Here is a 19,268-nt window from a genome sequence, read left to right on the forward strand (position 1 = left end):
ATGAGCTTTTTAGAAGTGTTATACTTTATCGTCCCTTCTGCCCTTTTATACGCAACACCGCTTATTTTAACAGGTATCGGGGCTCTATTCTCGGAGCGTGCAGGGGTAATCGGTCTTGGTGTTGAAGGGTTAATGATTGTCGGTGCATTTACAGGTATTTATATCAACTTGGAATACTATGCTGACTTTGGGAAAAACGTCATTTGGCTGGCTTTATTGGCAGCGCTATTAGCAGGGGCAATTTTCTCGTTAATTATTGCCGTTGCAGCCGTAACATTCCGCGCAGACCAAACTGTTACAGGTGTAGCAGCAAACATGCTTGCTGCAGCGATTACAGTATTCCTGGTTAAATTAATTTACGGTAAAGGTCAAACAGACATGGTTTCTGCACCATTACAACGTTTTGAAATACCATTTTTATCAGATATACCGTTCTTGGGACCGCTGCTGTTCCAAAATGTATACTCCACAACGATCATCGCATTGGTTGTTGCGGTAGGCGCATGGTTTGTTCTTTATAAAATGCCATTCGGTCTACGTATTCGCTCTGTCGGAGAACATCCAATGGCAGCAGATACAATGGGAATTAACGTAGCGAAAATGCGTTATATCGGTGTAATGATTTCCGGTGCATTAGCAGGTGTCGGTGGTGCTTCATTGGCTATGACATCATCTGGTGATTTCTCTGGCTCTACAGTAGCCGGACAAGGATTCATCGCCATCGCCGCAATGATCTTCGGTAAATGGCATCCAATCGGAACATTAGGTGCCGCACTATTCTTCGGTTTAGCGCAAACATTAAGTATCGGTGGCGGGAACATCCCGTACATTCAAGATATCCCACCGGTAATCCTGCAAGTACTACCATATGTCCTAACAATCCTGGCATTAGCAGGCTTCGTAGGAAAAGCAGTAGCACCAAAAGCATCAGGCGTTCCTTATATCAAAGGAAAACGCTAATTATAGGACCGTCTGTACAAAGTGGATTTGTGCAGGCGGTTTTTTGGTGTTGATTGAGTGGGCGGGGCTTTGATTTATTAGCCGAGTTGTAGGGGAAAGTAGAACATCTTGGAGGTAAAGTAGAAATTTTTCAGGCTAAAGTGGAAACTATTCATGTAAAAGTAGAACGAATCGCCGGTAAAGTAGAAAGCGTGGAAATTATTAGCCAAGTTACGGGTGAAAGTAGAACCTTTTGAAGAGAAAGTAGAAAGTTTTCAGGCTAAAGTGGAAACTATTTATGTAAAAGTAGAACGATTCGCCGGTAAAGTAAAAAGCGTGGAAATTATTAGCCAAGTTACGGGTGAAAGTAGAACCTTTTGAAGAGAAAGTAGAAAGTTCTCCGGCTAATGTAGAAACTATTTAGGGAAAAGTAGAATGAAACGCCGGTAAAGTAGAAACACAAAATTTATTAGCCAAGTTGAGAGAGAAAGTAGAATTTATTTAAGAGAAGGTAGAAAGTATTGCGGCTAAAGTGGAAACTATTTAGGGTAAAGTAGAACAAATCTTCAGGTAAGTAGAAAGTGTTGAACTTATTAGCTTATTAGCTGGAGGAAAGTAGAAACTTCAAAGTTTAAGGTAGAAACTATTCAAGGAAAAGTAGAATAGGTAGACCGTAAAGTAGAAAACCCGTTTTTATTAACCAATTTGTGTTAAAGCGTGAACTCTGTATTTAAAGGGAATAAAATTCACCGAACCTTGCCTCAAATTAAATAAGCAGCCCAAACTTCATACAAAACCATAGTTGTGCGGAGTGGAGGGGCCGACTCATAGGGATTAAACGTGCCTCGAAATGAAACTTAGTTAGAATACGAAATTTAATACTAAAAGAGAAGTGCTTGGAATGGAGGGGAGGCGACTCCAGCGGGAATAGCGTGACGCCTGAGACTACAGGCTCAGGCCACGCCCGCGGAAAGCGTCCGACCCGGAATGGAAAGCACTGGACTATATTAAGAAATGTACACTTTATATTAATATAGTGTACTAGTGCTGTGCCCCGGAACGCAGCACATCGGACTTGAGTTAGAACGCAGAAGCGTATTGAACATTAAAAATTTATTTTTTTACACCTTCATACTTTTCATTCATAAATGTCACGAATTAGGGAACACTTAGTACGGATAATAACTTTGCACAAATCAAGGCAACACATGTATAGTAGAGAAGAAGCATTTATATTTATATTCACGAGGTAGTCAGGAGGAGTTTTTTTGTTTTTAACAACAGAAATTGCGAAAGGTGTTTCGCTTCATATACGACAAACCGCCCAATTCAAAACGGTTAACTTTTCGATCAAATGGAGAGCACCATTAAATGAAGAAACAGCGGCACAGCGTACAGTATTATCGAATGTCCTGCAGCACAGCAACGAAAAATTTCCAACATCGGCAAGTTACCGCAGCTATTTAGATGACCTGTTCGGCACAGTATTGTATTTTGACACAGCAAAGCGCGGTCAGGAACATACCGTACTCATGAATGTCGAAACAGTAAATGACCAATATTTATCGCATGGCAATGTTCTAAATGAAGTAATCGACCTGATCCAGGAAGCGATCTTCAAACCGAACTACGAAAACGGTGTATTTAAAGAATCAATTGTCAACCGTGAAAAAGAAATGGTCATCCAACGAATCCAATCAATTTTCGATGACAAATCACGCTACGCACAAAAACGTTTAACAGAAATTATCCGTCCAAACAGCGCAGCATCATTTTCTGCAAACGGTAATATTGAAGCCGTAAAAGCAATTACACCACAATCATTGACAAAAACATATGAAGATATGCTAGCAAATGATGTCATTGATATTTATGTTGTCGGTGATATTAATGTGGAAGAAATGACGCAAAAGTTGAAAGCAGCATTCCAATTTGCTGACCGCAATGCGCTGCCAAAAACACAAGAAGACAAAACGCCTGCAAACATTGAGCCATATACAAAAGAAACGCAGGAAATGAAACAAGGGAAACTGCATATCGGCTACTCGACACCTGTTCGATTTGGCGATAAAGATTTCCCGATCATGCAAATTTTCAACGGGATCTTTGGCGGTTATGCCCATTCAAAATTATTTATGAATGTCCGTGAAAAAGAAAGTTTAGCTTATTATGCATCAAGCTCTTACTCTTCACAATACGGATTACTGTTCGTCGTGTCTGGTATCGAGCCGGCAAATGAAGAAAAGGCACGCAAATTAATTGCCGAACAGTTAAAAGTAATGCAAAATGGTGAAATTACCGATTTGGAATTGGCGCAAACGAAGGCGATGCTCATTAACCAGTTAAAAGAAGCATTGGATTCACCTCGTGGCCAAATTGAAATTTTTGACCAATACAAAGTATTAGACGAACCGTTTACTATGGATACGTGGACTGCACGCTGGCAATCTGTGTCAAAAGAAGATGTGCAAAAAGTGGCACAGGATATTAAATTAGAAGCAACGTATTTCTTATGCGGTAAGGGGGAGTAATCCATGGAAACAATTGAATTCCAGCAACTAGATGAAACATTATATTACAAGAAACTAAACAATGGATTAGACGTATACATTTTGCCGAAAAAAGGTTTTTCAAAAACATTTGTGACATTTACAACGAAGTATGGTTCGATTGACCGTACATTCGTACCGATCGGAGAAACAGAGCCAATTACAGTTCCGGACGGGATTGCCCACTTTTTAGAGCATAAAATGTTCGAAAAAGAAGACGGGGATGTATTCCAAAAGTTCAGTGAAGTAGGGGCACAGGCAAATGCATTCACATCATTTACCCGCACAGCGTACCTGTTCTCTGCAACAGACCATATTTATAAAAGTACGGAAACATTACTGAATTTCGTACAGGAGCCGTACTTCACGGAAGAAACGGTCAATAAAGAAAAAGGCATTATCGGACAGGAAATTACGATGTACGATGATCAGCCGGATTGGCGTTTATATTTTGGTGCGATTGAAAATATGTACCATAACCACCCGGTGAAAATTGATATTGCCGGCACGATCGATTCTATTGACGGAATTACAGCCGAGCATTTATATACGTGCTACAACACGTTTTACCACCCATCAAACATGCTATTGTTCGTAATTGGTGCAGTAGATCCTGTTGAAATGATGGCATTTATTGAAGATAACCAAAACAAAAAGACATTCCAGGAGCCGACAGACTTAAAACGCTTATTTGATGAAGAACCAACAAATGTAGCGGAAAAAGAGCGTGTGCTTCATATGGATGTGCAAAAGCCAAAAGTGTATGTTGGATTAAAAGCGAAGCAAGTTGGTTTAAGCGGCGAAGAAATGCTGAAGCATGAGCTTGCTGTGCAAATCGGTGTTGAATGTTTATTCGGCCGCGCTTCATCGTTCTATACAGATGTCTATGAAAATGGCCTGATCGACGAATCGTACGGTTATGATTTTTCATTGGAAAATGGCTATGGGTTTGCGCTGATCGGCTCGGATTCCGAACAGCCGGAGCAGCTTGCCAAACTGATTAAAGACAAATTGGCAGAAACAGAGCAAGGAAACTTATTCACTTCTGAAGATGTAGAACGGATTAAACGTAAAAAAATCGGTTTCTTCCTGCGTGCACTGAATTCCATCGAATTTATCGCCAACCAGTTTACACGTTACAAATTCAATGATATGAATTTATTCGACGTTGTACCGGTACTGGAAACAATTACAGTGGAAGATATCGAAAAAGCATTTAAAACAATTCAAGGTGAAGAGCAACAAACGGTGTTTACAATCATGCCAGTAAGCGGGCGCGATCAAAAATGAAGAAGTTTGCATTAGTTTGCGGTGCTTCCGGTGCGATTGGGCAAGCAATTTCCCAGCAATTAGCACAGGATGGCTGGTCACTCTATCTGCATTATCACTCTGGGCATACTGTCATTGACAGTATGCTTCAGGCGTTTACCGAGAATTTTCCGGAACAGGAGTTTATCCCGGTAAAAGCGGATTTTAGCAGTGACACAGGGGCAGATCAGATTGCCGCTCAAATTTATTCATTGCAGGCGATCGTTTTTGCGAACGGCCATGCATTCTATGATTTACTTGAAAATACACCTGCAGAGGAAATGACCAAGCTTTGGCATGTCCATGTACAAAATCCGATGCGGACGACAGCACTGCTCGCAGGCAAATTGCGAGCGAACAAAGTCAGCTATGTGCTTGTCATCGGTTCGATCTGGGGTGAAGTCGGTGCAGCGGGCGAAGTAGCCTACTCAGCTGTAAAAGGCGCCCAGCACAGTTTTGTGAAAGCATACTCTCAGGAAGCGGCATTTAGCGGCATTCGCGTTAATGCGATAGCACCCGGAATCATTAATACGAAGATGAATGCAAAATTTGATGCCGAGGAACGCGAAATGATCGAAAGCCAAATTCCATTGCAATCATTCGGGGAAGCGCTCGATATTGCGAATATGGCGGCTTTTTATTTGAGCGGACGCGCTGATTATGTAACAGGACAAATAATTCGAGTTAATGGCGGCTGGTACATATAATTTCCCGATAACCGCACATACTATTTGTGCGAGAGGAGGGAAAGCACATGGGAATTTTACAAAACTGGGAACAGTGGACAAGCTTCTTAGGTAAACAAGTATCTGATGCAAAAGAAAACGGCATGCCTAACAAAATTATTGAGAAGGCGGCAGTTCAGATCGGCGAGTATCTTGCGAAAAACGTTGACCCACAAAATGAGCAAGAGCGCGTACTATCAGACTTGTGGTCCGTTGCAGAAAAGGACGAGAAGCAAGCGATTGCAAGCTGTATTATGAAGCTCGTTCAAAATAAAGCAACAAACTAATTCGTTCTACGGGAAAAATGCCACTCACTGTATGGTGAGCGGCATTTTTTCTATGTATGCGAAAGTTCTCTGAATTGACGAATAAATAGGGAATTGACGATTAACTACTCATGATTGGCGATTAACCAGTGTAAAGTGGCGAATAATCTACTAACGTTGACGATTAAAAGGTCAAAACTGACGAATATCTCTATATAAGTGGCGAATAAATTTCCCCCATATAAAAAGTGGCGATTATTCCATACATATTGGCGATTAACTTAATGAGAATGACTAATAAATCCCCCTTCTTATAAACAAAATCTCCTTGCATGATTTTCTATTAGTACCAATCTCCAACTGTAAATGCACGATTGTCCAACATTGATACTTCTAGAACGCGTTTTTTCAAAAATTATTTCAAGAAAACTAACAAAAACGTGGCTTTCTAACTTTTCAATAGGTAGAAAATCCGCTATGATGGAACTTGTAAGAAATAAATACGTTTCTATTATGAGGGGACAGATACGAAATGGGCGAATGGTATTTTGAATATGAAATTCAAGTGAATCGACCAGGTTTATTAGGAGATATTGCATCGTTGTTAGGTATGCTTCGCGTTAATATTGTCTCGATTAACGGTGTGGATGAGGAGCATCGAGGAATGTTGTTATCTACAGAGAATGAAGAATCTATCCAGCGTTTTATTTCAATCGTCTCAACAATGGAAAATATTAATGTAACAAGATTTCGTGAGCCAAAACTGCGTGACCGATTGGCAGTTCGGCATGGGCATTATATTCCGAAAGATGCGGATGAAAAAAATACATTCCGGTTCGTACGTGACGAATTAGGAATTTTAGTTGATTTTATGGCCGAATTATTTAAAAAGGAAGGGCATAAGTTAATTGGAATCCGCGGAATGCCTCGTGTCGGAAAAACAGAATCAATCGTTGCCGCAAGTGTGTGCGCGAATAAAAAATGGATTTTCATCTCTTCTACTATGATTAAACAAACCGTCCGGAGTACCTTAATGGGCGATGAGTTTAATGGAAATAATATTTTTATATTGGATGGTGCCGTGACACGCCGCTCGACGGATGAACGCCACCAGCAGTTAGTTCGGGAAATCATGGGTATGCCGACGATTAAAGTCATTGAGCATCCAGATCTGTTCGTACAGCATTCATCATATAAAATAGAAGATTTTGACTATATTATCGAATTGCGCCATGAGCCGGATGAAGAAATAACATATGAAATTATCGAAAAGAATAATATGTTATCGAGTACAGACCATTTTGGCGGATTTGATTTTTAGTAAATAAGAGGGCCTTGTGCCAACTTAATTTGAATATATTAAAAGTAGGTGTTTTTTTTGACGGAACTAGGAGCTCGCTTGAAGGAAGCGAGATTAGCTAGAGGTTATAGTTTAGATGATTTGCAAAATATCACTAAAATCCAAAAACGTTATCTAATAGGAATCGAAGAAGGCAACTATACGATTATGCCTGGTTCTTTCTATGTACGTGCCTTCATCAAGCAGTATGCCGAAGCAGTAGGATTAGATGCGGATGAAGTGTTGACAGAGTATCGCAAAGATATTCCGGAAATGCAAAAAGAAGAAGTTGCCCAATCATTCACACAAAGTCCGAGTCGCCGCAATATGAAAGCGACATCGAGCAATAAAATGATGGAAGCGATGCCGAAATTGATCGTCGCATTGTTTGCGATTGTCATTATTATTGTTATTACAACTCTATACTTCCAAAAAACGGGCAGTACGCCGGATGGAGGAGAAGAGGAGATTGAACCGATCGAATACGAACAAAATCCGAATTCAACTCCAACAAAACCTGTTGAAGACAACGAAGAAGACGCAGAAGAAGATGTTGAAGAAAACGTTGAGCCTGAAGAACCTGTTACAGATGAGCCTGAAGTAGCCCAAACAATTGGTGAAGGTGTTGTACAAGGCGAAAATACAACATTTGAAGTATCGGGAACAGACAGCTTAAATGTTCGTGTTGAAGTATCTGGTGAAACATGGGTAGGTATCCGAAACGAACAGCAGCAGGAACAAGTGAACGCTACGGTTTATAAAGCTGGAGATATCGTAGAAAATGATTCGACTGCTGACGGCTATGCAAGAATTCGTTTAGGGAATTCAAAAGTGGCGAAAGTATATGTAAATGATGTAGAATTGACATACGCTCAAGATCGTATGACGCAAAATATCATTTTAAAGTTAGTGAATGAAGGACAAGGAGAGTAGTCATCTTAAAAGATGGCTCTTTTCTTTAGACGAAAGGTGTTAACAAATGAACATTCCAAATAAGATTACAGTCTCGCGTATTTTATTAATCCCACTATTTGTGATTGTAATGATGTTTGATTTCGGTTGGGGAAATATGACGCTGTTTGGCGCGGAAATGCAAGTGAACTATTTTGTAGGGGCACTGATTTTTATTTTCGCATCAGCAACGGACTGGGTAGATGGCTACTATGCCCGCAAATATAATTTAGTGACGAACTTAGGGAAGTTTTTGGACCCGCTTGCAGATAAGCTGCTCGTTTCTGCTGCCTTTATTTTACTGGTGGAAATCGACCTGGCACCTGCATGGATTGTCATTATCATTATTTCGCGTGAGTTCGCGGTAACGGGACTTCGATTGATTTTAGCAGGACAAGGGGAAGTCGTAGCGGCAAACCAGCTTGGTAAAATTAAAACTTGGGCCCAAATCGTGGCGATTTCTGCATTAATTTTACACAATACGATTTTTACATTAATTGGAATACCTTTTGATATGATTATGCTTTATGTAGCATTATTCTTTACAGTATGGTCTGGATGGGATTATTTCTATTTAAACCGTCGTGCATTATTGGATTCAAAATAAATAAAATTTCTAAAACTAGGTTAGAATTTCTTTATGGATAGGTAAAGGTAATAAGTATCCGTAAAAGATAGAACAGGACTCGCTGATGCGAGGAATGTTTTTCTAATCTAGTTTTTTTTACAGCAGTTGCTAAAACAACTGCTGTAAAAAAAGCCTCTGGCAGATGTCACAGATTTTCTAAAAGTACTTTTGAGTATACGCTATAGCGTATACTCAAAAAATCTGGACTCAATTACGCCAAGGCGAAATTGATATATTTAGGGGGTTTTAGGAATGAATGCAGAAATAATAGCGGTAGGATCAGAATTATTATTAGGACAGATTGCCAATACGAATGCGAAGTTTATTTCGAGCCAGCTTTCGGAACTTGGCATTAATGTTTATTATCATACAGTTGTGGGGGATAACGAGGCGCGGCTTTTAGAAGCGATTAAAATTGCGGAACAGCGCGCGGATGTCATTATCTTCTCGGGTGGCTTAGGCCCGACAAAGGATGATTTAACGAAGGAAGCAATAGCGAAACATTTGAATCGCACATTAGTGTTTGATGAAACAGCACTGTTTGCAATTGAAGAATTCTTCTCGAAGCAAAGACGACCGATGACGGAAAACAATCGGAAACAGGCACTAGTACTGGATGGCTGTGATGTATTGCTGAACCAGCATGGGATGGCACCGGGTATGTTTTTAAAGGAAAATGACCGTATTTATATTTTACTGCCAGGTCCGCCAAAAGAGTTAGAGCCGATGTTCCAGTATGAAACGAAGCCAAAACTGGCGGCACTGCTGCATGACGGCGGCGTTATTTTATCACATGTATTGCGCTTTTATGGAATCGGTGAAGCAGATCTGGAAACACGTATACAGAACATTTTGGAAGAACAGACAAATCCAACAGTAGCTCCGCTTGCGTCAGACGGTGAAGTAACATTGCGCATAACGGCAAAAGCGCAAAACGAACCACAGGCATTCCGTTTGATTGAATTGAAGAAACGCGAAATTCTCGATATTGTCGGAGAATACTATTACGGTGTAAATGATGAGTCGTTAGGATTCAAGCTTGTGCAAATGCTTCTTGAAAATGAATTGACGGTTTCCGCTGCCGAAAGTTTAACGGCCGGTCTGTTCCAGTCGGAGCTGGCAGAAGTTCCGGGTGTCGGGTCCGCATTAATCGGCGGTATCGTAACGTATACGAAAGAAGCGAAAATCAAACATCTCGGAGTTTCGGGTGAACTGCTTGACGAATACGGGATTGTCAGCAGTGAATGTGCTGCGGCAATGGCGACACAAGTCCGTGAAAAGTTCGGTACAGATATCGGTGTCGGCCTGACAGGTGCTGCCGGACCGGGCGATCATGACGGACAGCCTGCAGGGTCGATCTGGGTTGGGATTAAGATCGGTGACACAGAGCCGTTGACGTATCGACTGCAATTATCCGGCTCAAGAAATACAAACCGTATCCGTGCAGTGAAGTTTACGTTCAGCTATTTAATGAGGGAACTGGCGAATAAAGGGTACAAAAAGCTGATTTAGTTGTCGGTTTCTGTTGAAAGAGACGGTTTGGTCCTTGATTTAATGGCATTTAGAAACATTCAAATAAAAAGCGAAAATATGTTCGCTTTTTTCTTGAATGTTATCTCATTAGCAAGTATAATAGAGACATAAGTTAAATAAAGCTTTTTCTTAAGGAGGAAATAGTTTGAGCGATCGTAAAGCAGCATTAGATATGGCGTTAAAACAAATAGAAAAACAATTCGGTAAAGGTTCTGTCATGAAGTTAGGTGAGAACTCGAATAACAAAATCGATACAACTTCATCAGGCTCTATCGCAATTGATGCAGCATTAGGTATAGGCGGATATCCGCGCGGACGTATTGTAGAAGTTTACGGACCGGAATCATCTGGTAAAACAACGGTTACATTACATGCCATCGCAGAAGTACAAGCTAACGGCGGTACAGCAGCATTTATCGATGCTGAGCACGCACTTGACCCAGTATATGCGCAAAAATTAGGCGTTAACATTGACGAATTATTACTATCTCAGCCGGATACAGGTGAACAAGCACTTGAAATCGCGGAAGCTTTAGTACGTTCTGGCGCGATCGATATTATTGTTATCGACTCTGTAGCAGCATTAGTACCAAAAGCAGAGATCGAAGGCGAAATGGGTGACTCGCACATGGGTCTTCAAGCGCGTTTAATGTCTCAGGCATTACGTAAATTATCAGGTGTTATCAACAAATCGAATACGCTTGCTATTTTCATCAACCAAGTACGTGAAAAAATCGGTGTTATGTTCGGTAACCCAGAAACTACTACAGGTGGACGTGCCCTTAAATTCTACTCTTCTATCCGTTTAGAAGTACGTCGCGGTGAAGCGATTAAGCAAGGTACTGAAATTATCGGTAACAAAACGAAAATTAAAGTCGTGAAAAACAAAGTAGCACCACCATTCCGTACAGCGGAAGTGGACATTATGTACGGTGAAGGGATTTCTAAAGAAGGCGAAATCGTCGACATCGGTGCAGAACTGGACATCATCCAAAAGAGCGGTTCTTGGTATTCTTACAACAGCGAACGAATCGGCCAAGGTCGTGAAAATGTAAAACAATTCTTCAAAGAAAACCCAGCGATCAAAGAAGAAGTAACAGAAAAAATCCGTCAACACTTCGGTATCGGTGAACTAGGCTACACAATCGGCGCCAATGATACAACAGACGAAGAAGAACTGGACGAACTAGAATTATTCGAAGACGAAAAAGAATAATGACTGGTACAGACCCAAGCGAAGAATTTTGCTTGGGTTTGTTTGTGTGGGTGGGGGTGTGGGCTTGCCTGGGTGGTGTGGGTGATTTTATTAGAAGAAATATGGAGGTTATTAGAAGATCTCTGGGTGATATTAGAAGGTTTGAGGGTTTTATTAGAAAATTGTGCTGATGGGGCAGATTTTGATGGGGTTAGCTTGAGAATAGCGGTGGAAAAGTGGTCACGGGAACTTTTATTAGAAGAAATTCCGCTTTATTAGAAAATCTCGGTCCGATATTAGAAGAACGGGAAGGGATATTAGACAATCGGGAGCACTTATTAGAAGAAGTGCGGGATATATTAGAAGTTCGAAAGTTTATTAGAACAAATAAAAATATATTAGAACATTTTAGGATTTATTAGAACTTTGAGGGGGCTATACTAGCCGGCAATTTTATTAGAAGAAATATGAGGGTTATTAGAAGAACTCAGGGTGATATTAGAAGGTTTGGAGCTTTTATTAGAAGATTGGACTGGATTGACCGATTTTGTTTGGAGTTAGTTTGAGAAAAGTGGTGAAAAAGTCCAGCAGGAACTTTTATTAGAAGAAATTTCGCTTTATTAGAAAATCTCGGTCCGATATTAGAAGAACGGGAAGGGATATTAGACAATCGGGAGCACTTATTAGAAGAAGTGCGAGATATATTAGAAGTACGAAAGTTTATTAGAACAAATAAAAATATATTAGAACTTTTTAAGATTTATTAGAACTTCCATCAGCCAGCCACCGAACCCCCACACACATGTATATAATGGAAAAATAAGGTTACACTAAAACCACAGGGCACACGCGCTCTCTACAACAACTCCCAACCCTATTTAGAAAATTTTAGGTTATACCAAATCCTATCAACACCGCAAAACCAACGCAACCAAAAAATATAAAAAACCCCTTAAACCATGGCTATTCTTGACATACCTTATTTTGAACTATACAATTAAAATGTATAATTTCTAAATTTTGAAATGAATAGGCGGTATGTTTGAATAATTCAGATATATTTAGCCGACTAAGAGAACATCAGACATATATAGGCATAGGAGGGAAACGATATTATGGAAATGATACTCCCTGCTTTGCTAGGATTCGCTGTCGGTGTCGCTGTTATCTATTTCTACATGAAAAACGTGAATGAATCAAAAGTGACTGGTGCAAAGCATGTTGCCGAGCAAATCGTGGAAGACGCGAAACGTGAAGCAGATGCACTTAAAAAGGAAGCACTGCTTGAAGCAAAGGATGAAACTCACAAATTTCGAACTGAAGCGGAAAACGACATTCGTGACCGTCGTGGAGAGCTTCAGAAACAAGAGAACCGTTTATTGCAAAGAGAAGAAAACCTTGACCGCAAAGATGAAACTCTGAACAAAAGAGAGATAAGCTTAGAGCGTAAGGAAGAAGCTCTAGCTAGCAGACAACAGCATATTGAACAGATGGAAAGCAAAGTAGAACAACTTGTTGCAAGTCAAAAAACTGAGCTTGAGCGCATTGCAGCTCTTACGCGCGAAGAAGCGAAAGAGGTTATCTTGAAGGAAGTTGAAAACGAACTTTCTACAGATATTGCTGTAATGACGAAAGAATCGGAATTGCGTGCAAAAGAAGAATCAGACAAAAAGGCTCGAGAAATTTTATCACTTGCATTACAACGCTTTGCAGCTGACCATGTTGCAGAAACAACAGTGTCCGTTGTAAATCTGCCGAATGATGAGATGAAAGGCCGTATTATTGGTCGTGAAGGCCGTAACATCCGTACATTAGAAACACTTACAGGTATCGATTTAATTATTGATGATACACCTGAAGCGGTTATTTTATCCGGCTTTGATCCGATCCGCCGTGAAACAGCTCGTCTTGCATTGGAAAAACTAGTTCAAGATGGTCGTATTCACCCAGCACGTATCGAAGAAATGGTTGAAAAATCTCGCCGTGAAGTGGATGAGCAAATCCGCGAAACAGGTGAGCAAACAACATTCGAAGTAGGTATCCATAACCTGCATCCGGATTTAATGAAAATTCTTGGTCGTATGAAATACCGTACAAGCTATGGTCAAAACGTATTGAAACACTCAATCGAAGTAGCCCATTTAGCAGGATTGCTTGCTGCTGAACTAGGCGAAGATGTGACATTAGCGCGTCGTGCAGGTTTACTGCATGATATCGGTAAAGCAATTGACCATGAAGTTGAAGGAAGCCACGTTGAAATCGGTGTGGAACTGGCAACGAAGTATAAAGAACACCCAGTTGTTATTAACTCAATTGCATCCCACCATGGTGACACAGAAGCAACTTCAGTTATCGCTGTACTTGTAGCAGCAGCCGATGCATTATCAGCAGCTCGTCCAGGTGCCCGCAGTGAAACATTAGAAAACTATATTCGCCGCCTTGAAAAGCTGGAAGAAATCTCTGAAAGCTATGACGGCGTTGAAAAATCATTTGCGATCCAAGCAGGTCGTGAAGTACGTATCATTGTACAACCTGAAAAAATCGATGATCTTGCATCACATCGTTTAGCGCGAGATATCCGCAAACGTATTGAAGAAGAACTCGATTACCCGGGTCACATCAAAGTGACAGTTATTCGTGAAACACGTTCAGTGGAGTATGCGAAATAATAACAGTATTTTATATTTTCAAAAACCCCCATTTCGTAGAGGCTAATCTATGAAATGGGGTTTTTTTATTATATAAACATTAATTTACTCATTATGTCTGCTTTGAAGTGAAAGGTCTTTTAATTGCTATTTTACATTTTATAGAAGAAAAGCTTCAATCAGAGGTATATATTAGAGATTTCAAGACTATACTAATAAAAAGATAATTATAGAGTAATTTTGTAATTAGACAATTGACTAACCAAGAAAATAATCTATTCAATACAACTACATTAATATTCTCACTCTATTATTCACAGCTAAAACCTCACTAATTAACTTAACCATCATCAATTAGTAATGTGAAAAAATAATAGAAGGAGCTGTGATTCGTTTATGCAAATTCCTGCACAGGCAAAACGCTATGCATTTACACAAGTCGTAAAGTTATCCCCAATTGCCGCAAGTAAATTATTATACTGGAACCGATTCAAAACCCGTCTGAACTTGGAAAATCCAAAAACCTTCAATGAAAAATTAATGTGGCTCAAACTATTTGAAGATGTTGAATTTAAAAGAAGATTTACAGATAAGGTGAGGGCCCGCGAATATATGATCACAGTCGGCTACAACTATTTACTGCCGCCACTGATCGGAATTTTTGACGAAGTAGAGGATATCATTTTCGAGCAACTGCCAAGGAAATTCGTACTGAAATGCTCACACGGCGATGGCATGACGATTGTTTGCGAAAATAAACGAGAAATGGATTACCGGGAAACTAGGCAGCAATTAGCGGAAATGATGGCAACGGACTATTCGCTTGCCTATGCGGAGCCTCACTATGCATCGATTCTTCCGAGAATTATTATTGAACGTTTTATCGAATCGACATCTGGCAATGCTGTACAAGACTACAACATTCATTGTTTCCATGGAGTGCCGAAGATTATCGAATCCACTTTCGACCGCAATACATCGAAAGAGCAAACACTCATGTTAACACCGGATTGGTTTAATACAAATTATATAAAGAAAAAGCATCCTTTCGATGAAGGGAAAGCTAGACCTGCGCAGCTGGACGAACTGCTTGCCATTGCGAAGAAGCTGAGCAAGCCGTTTACGTATGTGCGCATCGATTTAAAAGTAGTAGATGAGAAAGTTTACTTTAACAACTTTACCTTCACTCCGGACGCTTGTTTAAATAATCAAATTCAAGAAGACGACAGTTTGAAGCTGGGACAATGGCTTGATTTGGATATTGAGAAGTCGAGGCATCCGGTTACTGTAGCCCGTTCCAAATATTAATCACTTTTACTGTTTAGGAGGATTCCCATGATACCGATTGTGTCTATAATTGTGGCAACACATAATGTTGAATATTCGATTAGAGAATGTCTGAAAAGCCTGAAGCAGCAAACCTTGAAAGAAATCGAAGTGCTGATTATGAACAATGGTTCTTCTAAAGGAACGGCTCTTGTTTGTGAAGAATACGTCAGTGAAGATGAGCGTTTCAGTATATTTAATGCGCAAAGCCTGACGCTGAGTGAAGCGCGTAATTATGGAATGCAGGAAGCGGTTGGAAAATATATCGCCTTTGTGGATGGGCATGATTTTGTGGAGAGTACGATGTATGAGAAGCTTGTGCAGCGAGCTGAACAAAAGCATGCGGACCTCGTACTGTGCGGCTATTCGAAATACTGGCCGGAAACAGAGCGCAAAAAACAGGTGAAGGTTAATGAGGCCTTATTAACAAATCCAAACCCTGTTAATTATTATCTGACAAAGCATAATGAAACGTATATCGTCCCTTGGAATAAACTTTTTTTACGTTCGATCATTATGGGGGAGCGCTTATATTTCGATAATCATCCGTTTTTTGAGGATGTCGGTTTTATCGCACAGTACTTATCGTTTGCGAAAAAGATAGCCATAGTCAATGAACCGCAGTATAACTTTGTGCAATATGAGGATATGCTGATGAAAAACTCTACTCCGTCGATTGCCCATTCTCATGCGCAAACGTATGCACAATTGAAGCAGTTTTTTGATAAAAGGCAGTACCGCAATGTAATCGAAGGGTTAAATTTACGATTATATATTCATCGTTATCATCATGTGTTATTAACGACGTCAAACACACGACAAGTGAAATCGCTGGAGCGTCAAATTATCCGGGAAAGCAAAAACTTTTCACAGCTTCCGTGGAATCTGCGCATGATGAAACCGTTAGTGAAAATGAGGGTCTATCCGACATTTTTCCGGTTAATTCATAAAGTAAAGGCTTGAGTAAATAAACTTGCTACTATACAAGTAAAATTCGAAGCTCGATAAGGGGGAATATTTGTGATATTAGTCGTTGGTGGAGCGGGCTTTGTTGGAAGCCATGTCGTAAATTTATTACTGAAAAATGGGCCGGTCGTTGTGTATGATAATTTATCCACAGGACACCGCGGAGCAGTCGATGAACAAGCTATTTTTATCGAAGGCGAATTAACGGATCAGCAACGGTTAACGCAAATATTTACATTGTTTCCGATTCAGACAGTCATCCATTTTGCGGCATCGGACTCAGTCAACGAAGCAATGGGGAATCCCGAATATTACTATGAAAATAATGTCGGCGGCACATTGGCATTATTGAAAGTCATGCGGGCATGCAGAGTGAAAAATATCTTGCTTTCCTCAGCCGTTATAGCATGTTCTGAAGAAAATGAGCTTTTACAGGGGGAGAAATGTATGATTGAGCAGATGCTTGAAGCTTATGCGAATGCCTATGATATGAATGGGATTGTTCTCCGCTATTGTAAGAGCGCTTGGGCTAGTGGAAATCCGGAAGCTGCGATTGATGGGACAGGTAACCGGGGCAATATTACAGAGGTAGCGAATGCCCATGTTGTAGCACTTGAAGCGTTGGAGCGGGAGAAGTCGGCATTCAGGATGTTTGATCTGTCTGAGATTAGTTCTAAAAATATGCAATCGGGGCATGGCTGGCATGCAGAACGAAATGTACAGGAAATGATGGAAGATGCATGGAATTGGCAAGAAAACTCAAAATGTTAATGTACAACTCTGTTACAATTCAGTTTGTAGCAGTTTTTTTGCGTCCGATGTACAAAAAGTGATAAAATGATTAGATGTTGAAGAACAGAAAGAGTGGTTTTTAAAAATGAAAGTATTATTTATTGGTGACATCGTTGGTTCAATCGGTCGCGATGCGGTAGAGCAGTATTTGCCTCGATTGAAGAAAAAATATAATTTGGATGTTGTTATTGCAAACGGTGAAAACGCTGCAGCAGGGCGCGGTATTACACGTGCGATCTACAATGATTTACTGCAAATGGGTGTCGATGTCATTACGATGGGTAACCATACATGGGATAACAAAGACATTTTTGATTTTATCGATGATGCGGATTATTTAGTGCGTCCGGCAAACTTCTCGAAAGATGCACCGGGACGCGGTATGACACAAGTGTCGAAAAACGGTGTGACGATTTCGGTTATTAATTTACACGGTCGTGTATTTTTGCCGCCGCATGAAGATCCGTTTGCGATGGCAGTCGAAATGGTCGAAGAAGCGAAAAAAACGTCGCCAATCGTATTTGTCGATTTCCATGCTGAAGCAACGAGCGAAAAAATCGCATTAAGCTGGCATTTGGACGGGAAAGCATCGGTCGTTGTCGGTACACATACACATGTTCAAACAGCGGATAACCGTATTTACCCAGGCGGCACAGCTTATATTACGGACGTCGGTATGACAGGTCCGTACGATGAAATTTTAGGTATGGGGAAAGACAATGTCATTTATAAATTCCTGACAAATATGCCGGCACGCTATGAAGTACCGAAAAAAGGCCGCGCTGTGTTGAGTGCATTCTTCGTAGAAATTGATGATAAAACAGGTAAAGCAATTCGCCAGGAACGTGTTTTGATTAATGAAGATAACCCGTTTCAAGCATAAGTGAATATTAATTTTAAACACCTATTACTGAAAAAAGAAAGGTTATTACCTTTTTGATTTAGTGATAGGTGTTTTATTCATTTAAGAGGAATACTACTGTACAGCTCTCAGGACTTGATAAGACTAGAGGAGCATAATTAAAAGACATACCTTTTGGTACCCTAAATGCGTCTCTAATTAGTTTATTTAAAGGATGGCAAGTCCTGTTCAAAAGTAAGAGATAATTAATATGTATAGTTTCCCAACTTGTTGAATATGTTTAAATACTAAATAAAAAGATTAGTACACTAATAACAGAAAGAAGGGGACATGTGATGAAGGAGCGATGGAAATCAGGTATTATCATTGCTATTATTTTTTGTATTATATCGCTTGTCATCTCGCTTAATGCATAAAGTGACATTTACACACTGCTATTAGAAATGTAGAAGAGAGTAGAACTTTGTAAATAGCAAAGTCTACTCTCTTTTTTCAAGAAAAGGAACATAATACGTGTTGACAAAGTAATTGCTTGATTAAATAGATGGAATATGAGGTCGAAGAAATCTTGGTAAAAATAAAGGGTACTAACTGTAATAAAGTAAATGGTTTATATATTATTATGAAGATTACCGCTTAATTGAATAATCTGAATATTTTCTTGCGGTAGTTGTAAAAAACGGATTCTAATTGCTTCATAAAGCGCATACAATGACGTACAGGCAATAAAAATTGCCTAAAAAAAGATAAAGCAGTACTAGATGAGGAGGAAATAGCTGTGGATTCATTAAAAGTATCATCTCGTTCTAATCCTAATTCTGTTGCAGGAGCACTCGTTGCGGTTATACGAGAGCAAGGGTTTGCTGAAATGCAGGCGGTAGGTGCAGGTGCGTTAAACCAGGCAATTAAAGCAGTAGCAATCGCTCGAGGGTTTGTAGCCCCAAGCGGCACAGATCTGATTTGTGCGCCGGCTTTCGCGGACATCATCATTGCAGGAGAAGATCGGACGGCATTAAAACTACTCGTTGAAAAAAGAAATCGTTAATCCATGAAGACCCATACACTCGCTTAGCACCCATACTGGGCTAAGCGGGTGTATTTTTGTTTGCGGGGTAATCGGCTTTTTTTTGCCAATTCTGATGGTTTATTAGTCAAATGCCTTTACTTATTAGTCAGTTTCGTTTATATTTTCGCCACTTTGGAATACATAATAGCCAATAGTTAGTGGATATTAGTCACTT

17 protein-coding genes are annotated in these 19,268 nt (G+C 40.1%); all 17 read left to right on the forward strand.

The genetic code is table 11. The features are described 5' to 3' along the window. Entirely contained in the window at positions 1–960 is a 960-nt protein-coding gene (locus MKY27_RS05075) for an ABC transporter permease (RefSeq protein ID WP_339175620.1), read from the forward strand. Positions 961–2,207: 1,247 nt separating this feature from the next. Further along, positions 2,208–3,470 (forward strand): pitrilysin family protein, encoded by a 1,263-nt coding sequence (locus tag MKY27_RS05080; RefSeq protein WP_339198243.1) that lies wholly within the window; start codon positions 2,208–2,210, stop codon positions 3,468–3,470. A 3-nt stretch (positions 3,471–3,473) separates the two neighbouring features. Then, the gene (locus tag MKY27_RS05085) at positions 3,474–4,778 is read left to right on the forward strand and encodes a pitrilysin family protein (RefSeq protein ID WP_339198246.1); all 1,305 of its coding nucleotides are present in this window, start codon (positions 3,474–3,476) and stop codon (positions 4,776–4,778) included. Continuing rightward, positions 4,775–5,503 (forward strand): SDR family oxidoreductase, encoded by a 729-nt coding sequence (locus MKY27_RS05090; RefSeq protein WP_339198249.1) that lies wholly within the window; start codon positions 4,775–4,777, stop codon positions 5,501–5,503. Before MKY27_RS05085 ends, MKY27_RS05090 begins: the two co-directional genes overlap by 4 nt. A 47-nt stretch (positions 5,504–5,550) precedes the next feature. Continuing rightward, positions 5,551–5,808, forward strand: coding sequence for a DUF3243 domain-containing protein (locus MKY27_RS05095; RefSeq protein ID WP_339175626.1), 258 nt, complete (start codon positions 5,551–5,553; stop codon positions 5,806–5,808). Between the two features lie 511 nt (positions 5,809–6,319). Next, complete coding sequence (locus MKY27_RS05100; protein WP_339175627.1) at positions 6,320–7,108, forward strand: DUF3388 domain-containing protein; 789 nt, start codon at positions 6,320–6,322, stop codon at positions 7,106–7,108. Positions 7,109–7,156: 48 nt separating this feature from the next. Beyond that, entirely contained in the window at positions 7,157–8,059 is a 903-nt protein-coding gene (locus tag MKY27_RS05105) for a RodZ domain-containing protein (RefSeq protein ID WP_339198251.1), read from the forward strand. Positions 8,060–8,105: 46 nt separating this feature from the next. Then, a complete protein-coding gene (gene pgsA, locus MKY27_RS05110) occupies positions 8,106–8,684 on the forward strand; it encodes a CDP-diacylglycerol--glycerol-3-phosphate 3-phosphatidyltransferase (RefSeq protein ID WP_339175629.1) in 579 nt (192 codons plus the stop codon). A gap of 273 nt (positions 8,685–8,957) precedes the next feature. Beyond that, the gene (locus MKY27_RS05115; RefSeq protein ID WP_339198254.1) at positions 8,958–10,217 is read left to right on the forward strand and encodes a competence/damage-inducible protein A; all 1,260 of its coding nucleotides are present in this window, start codon (positions 8,958–8,960) and stop codon (positions 10,215–10,217) included. Positions 10,218–10,383: 166 nt separating this feature from the next. Next, positions 10,384–11,454 carry a recombinase RecA gene (gene recA, locus MKY27_RS05120; protein ID WP_339175631.1) on the forward strand — a complete coding sequence of 357 codons (1,071 nt, stop codon included), beginning with the start codon at positions 10,384–10,386 and terminating at the stop codon, positions 11,452–11,454. An 81-nt stretch (positions 11,455–11,535) separates the two neighbouring features. Continuing rightward, positions 11,536–11,712 carry a hypothetical protein gene (locus MKY27_RS05125; RefSeq protein ID WP_339198257.1) on the forward strand — a complete coding sequence of 59 codons (177 nt, stop codon included), beginning with the start codon at positions 11,536–11,538 and terminating at the stop codon, positions 11,710–11,712. 836 nt (positions 11,713–12,548) lie between these two features. Then, positions 12,549–14,102: a ribonuclease Y gene (gene rny / locus MKY27_RS05130; protein WP_339175634.1), complete on the forward strand. Its 1,554-nt coding sequence runs from the start codon at positions 12,549–12,551 to the stop codon at positions 14,100–14,102. A gap of 375 nt (positions 14,103–14,477) precedes the next feature. After that, positions 14,478–15,389: an ATP-grasp fold amidoligase family protein gene (locus MKY27_RS05135; RefSeq protein WP_339198260.1), complete on the forward strand. Its 912-nt coding sequence runs from the start codon at positions 14,478–14,480 to the stop codon at positions 15,387–15,389. Positions 15,390–15,416: 27 nt separating this feature from the next. Then, positions 15,417–16,370 carry a glycosyltransferase family 2 protein gene (locus MKY27_RS05140; protein WP_339198263.1) on the forward strand — a complete coding sequence of 318 codons (954 nt, stop codon included), beginning with the start codon at positions 15,417–15,419 and terminating at the stop codon, positions 16,368–16,370. A 57-nt stretch (positions 16,371–16,427) separates the two neighbouring features. Continuing rightward, entirely contained in the window at positions 16,428–17,144 is a 717-nt protein-coding gene (locus MKY27_RS05145) for an NAD-dependent epimerase/dehydratase family protein (protein ID WP_339198266.1), read from the forward strand. Between the two features lie 106 nt (positions 17,145–17,250). Then, on the forward strand, positions 17,251–18,048 hold the full coding sequence (locus tag MKY27_RS05150) for a TIGR00282 family metallophosphoesterase (protein ID WP_339175641.1): 798 nt from the start codon (positions 17,251–17,253) through the stop codon (positions 18,046–18,048). 757 nt (positions 18,049–18,805) lie between these two features. Continuing rightward, positions 18,806–19,072: a stage V sporulation protein S gene (locus MKY27_RS05155; RefSeq protein ID WP_079525540.1), complete on the forward strand. Its 267-nt coding sequence runs from the start codon at positions 18,806–18,808 to the stop codon at positions 19,070–19,072. Positions 19,073–19,268 lie beyond the last annotated feature (196 nt).

This window comes from Solibacillus sp. FSL R5-0449 (assembly GCF_037975215.1).
Taxonomy (GTDB): domain Bacteria; phylum Bacillota; class Bacilli; order Bacillales_A; family Planococcaceae; genus Solibacillus.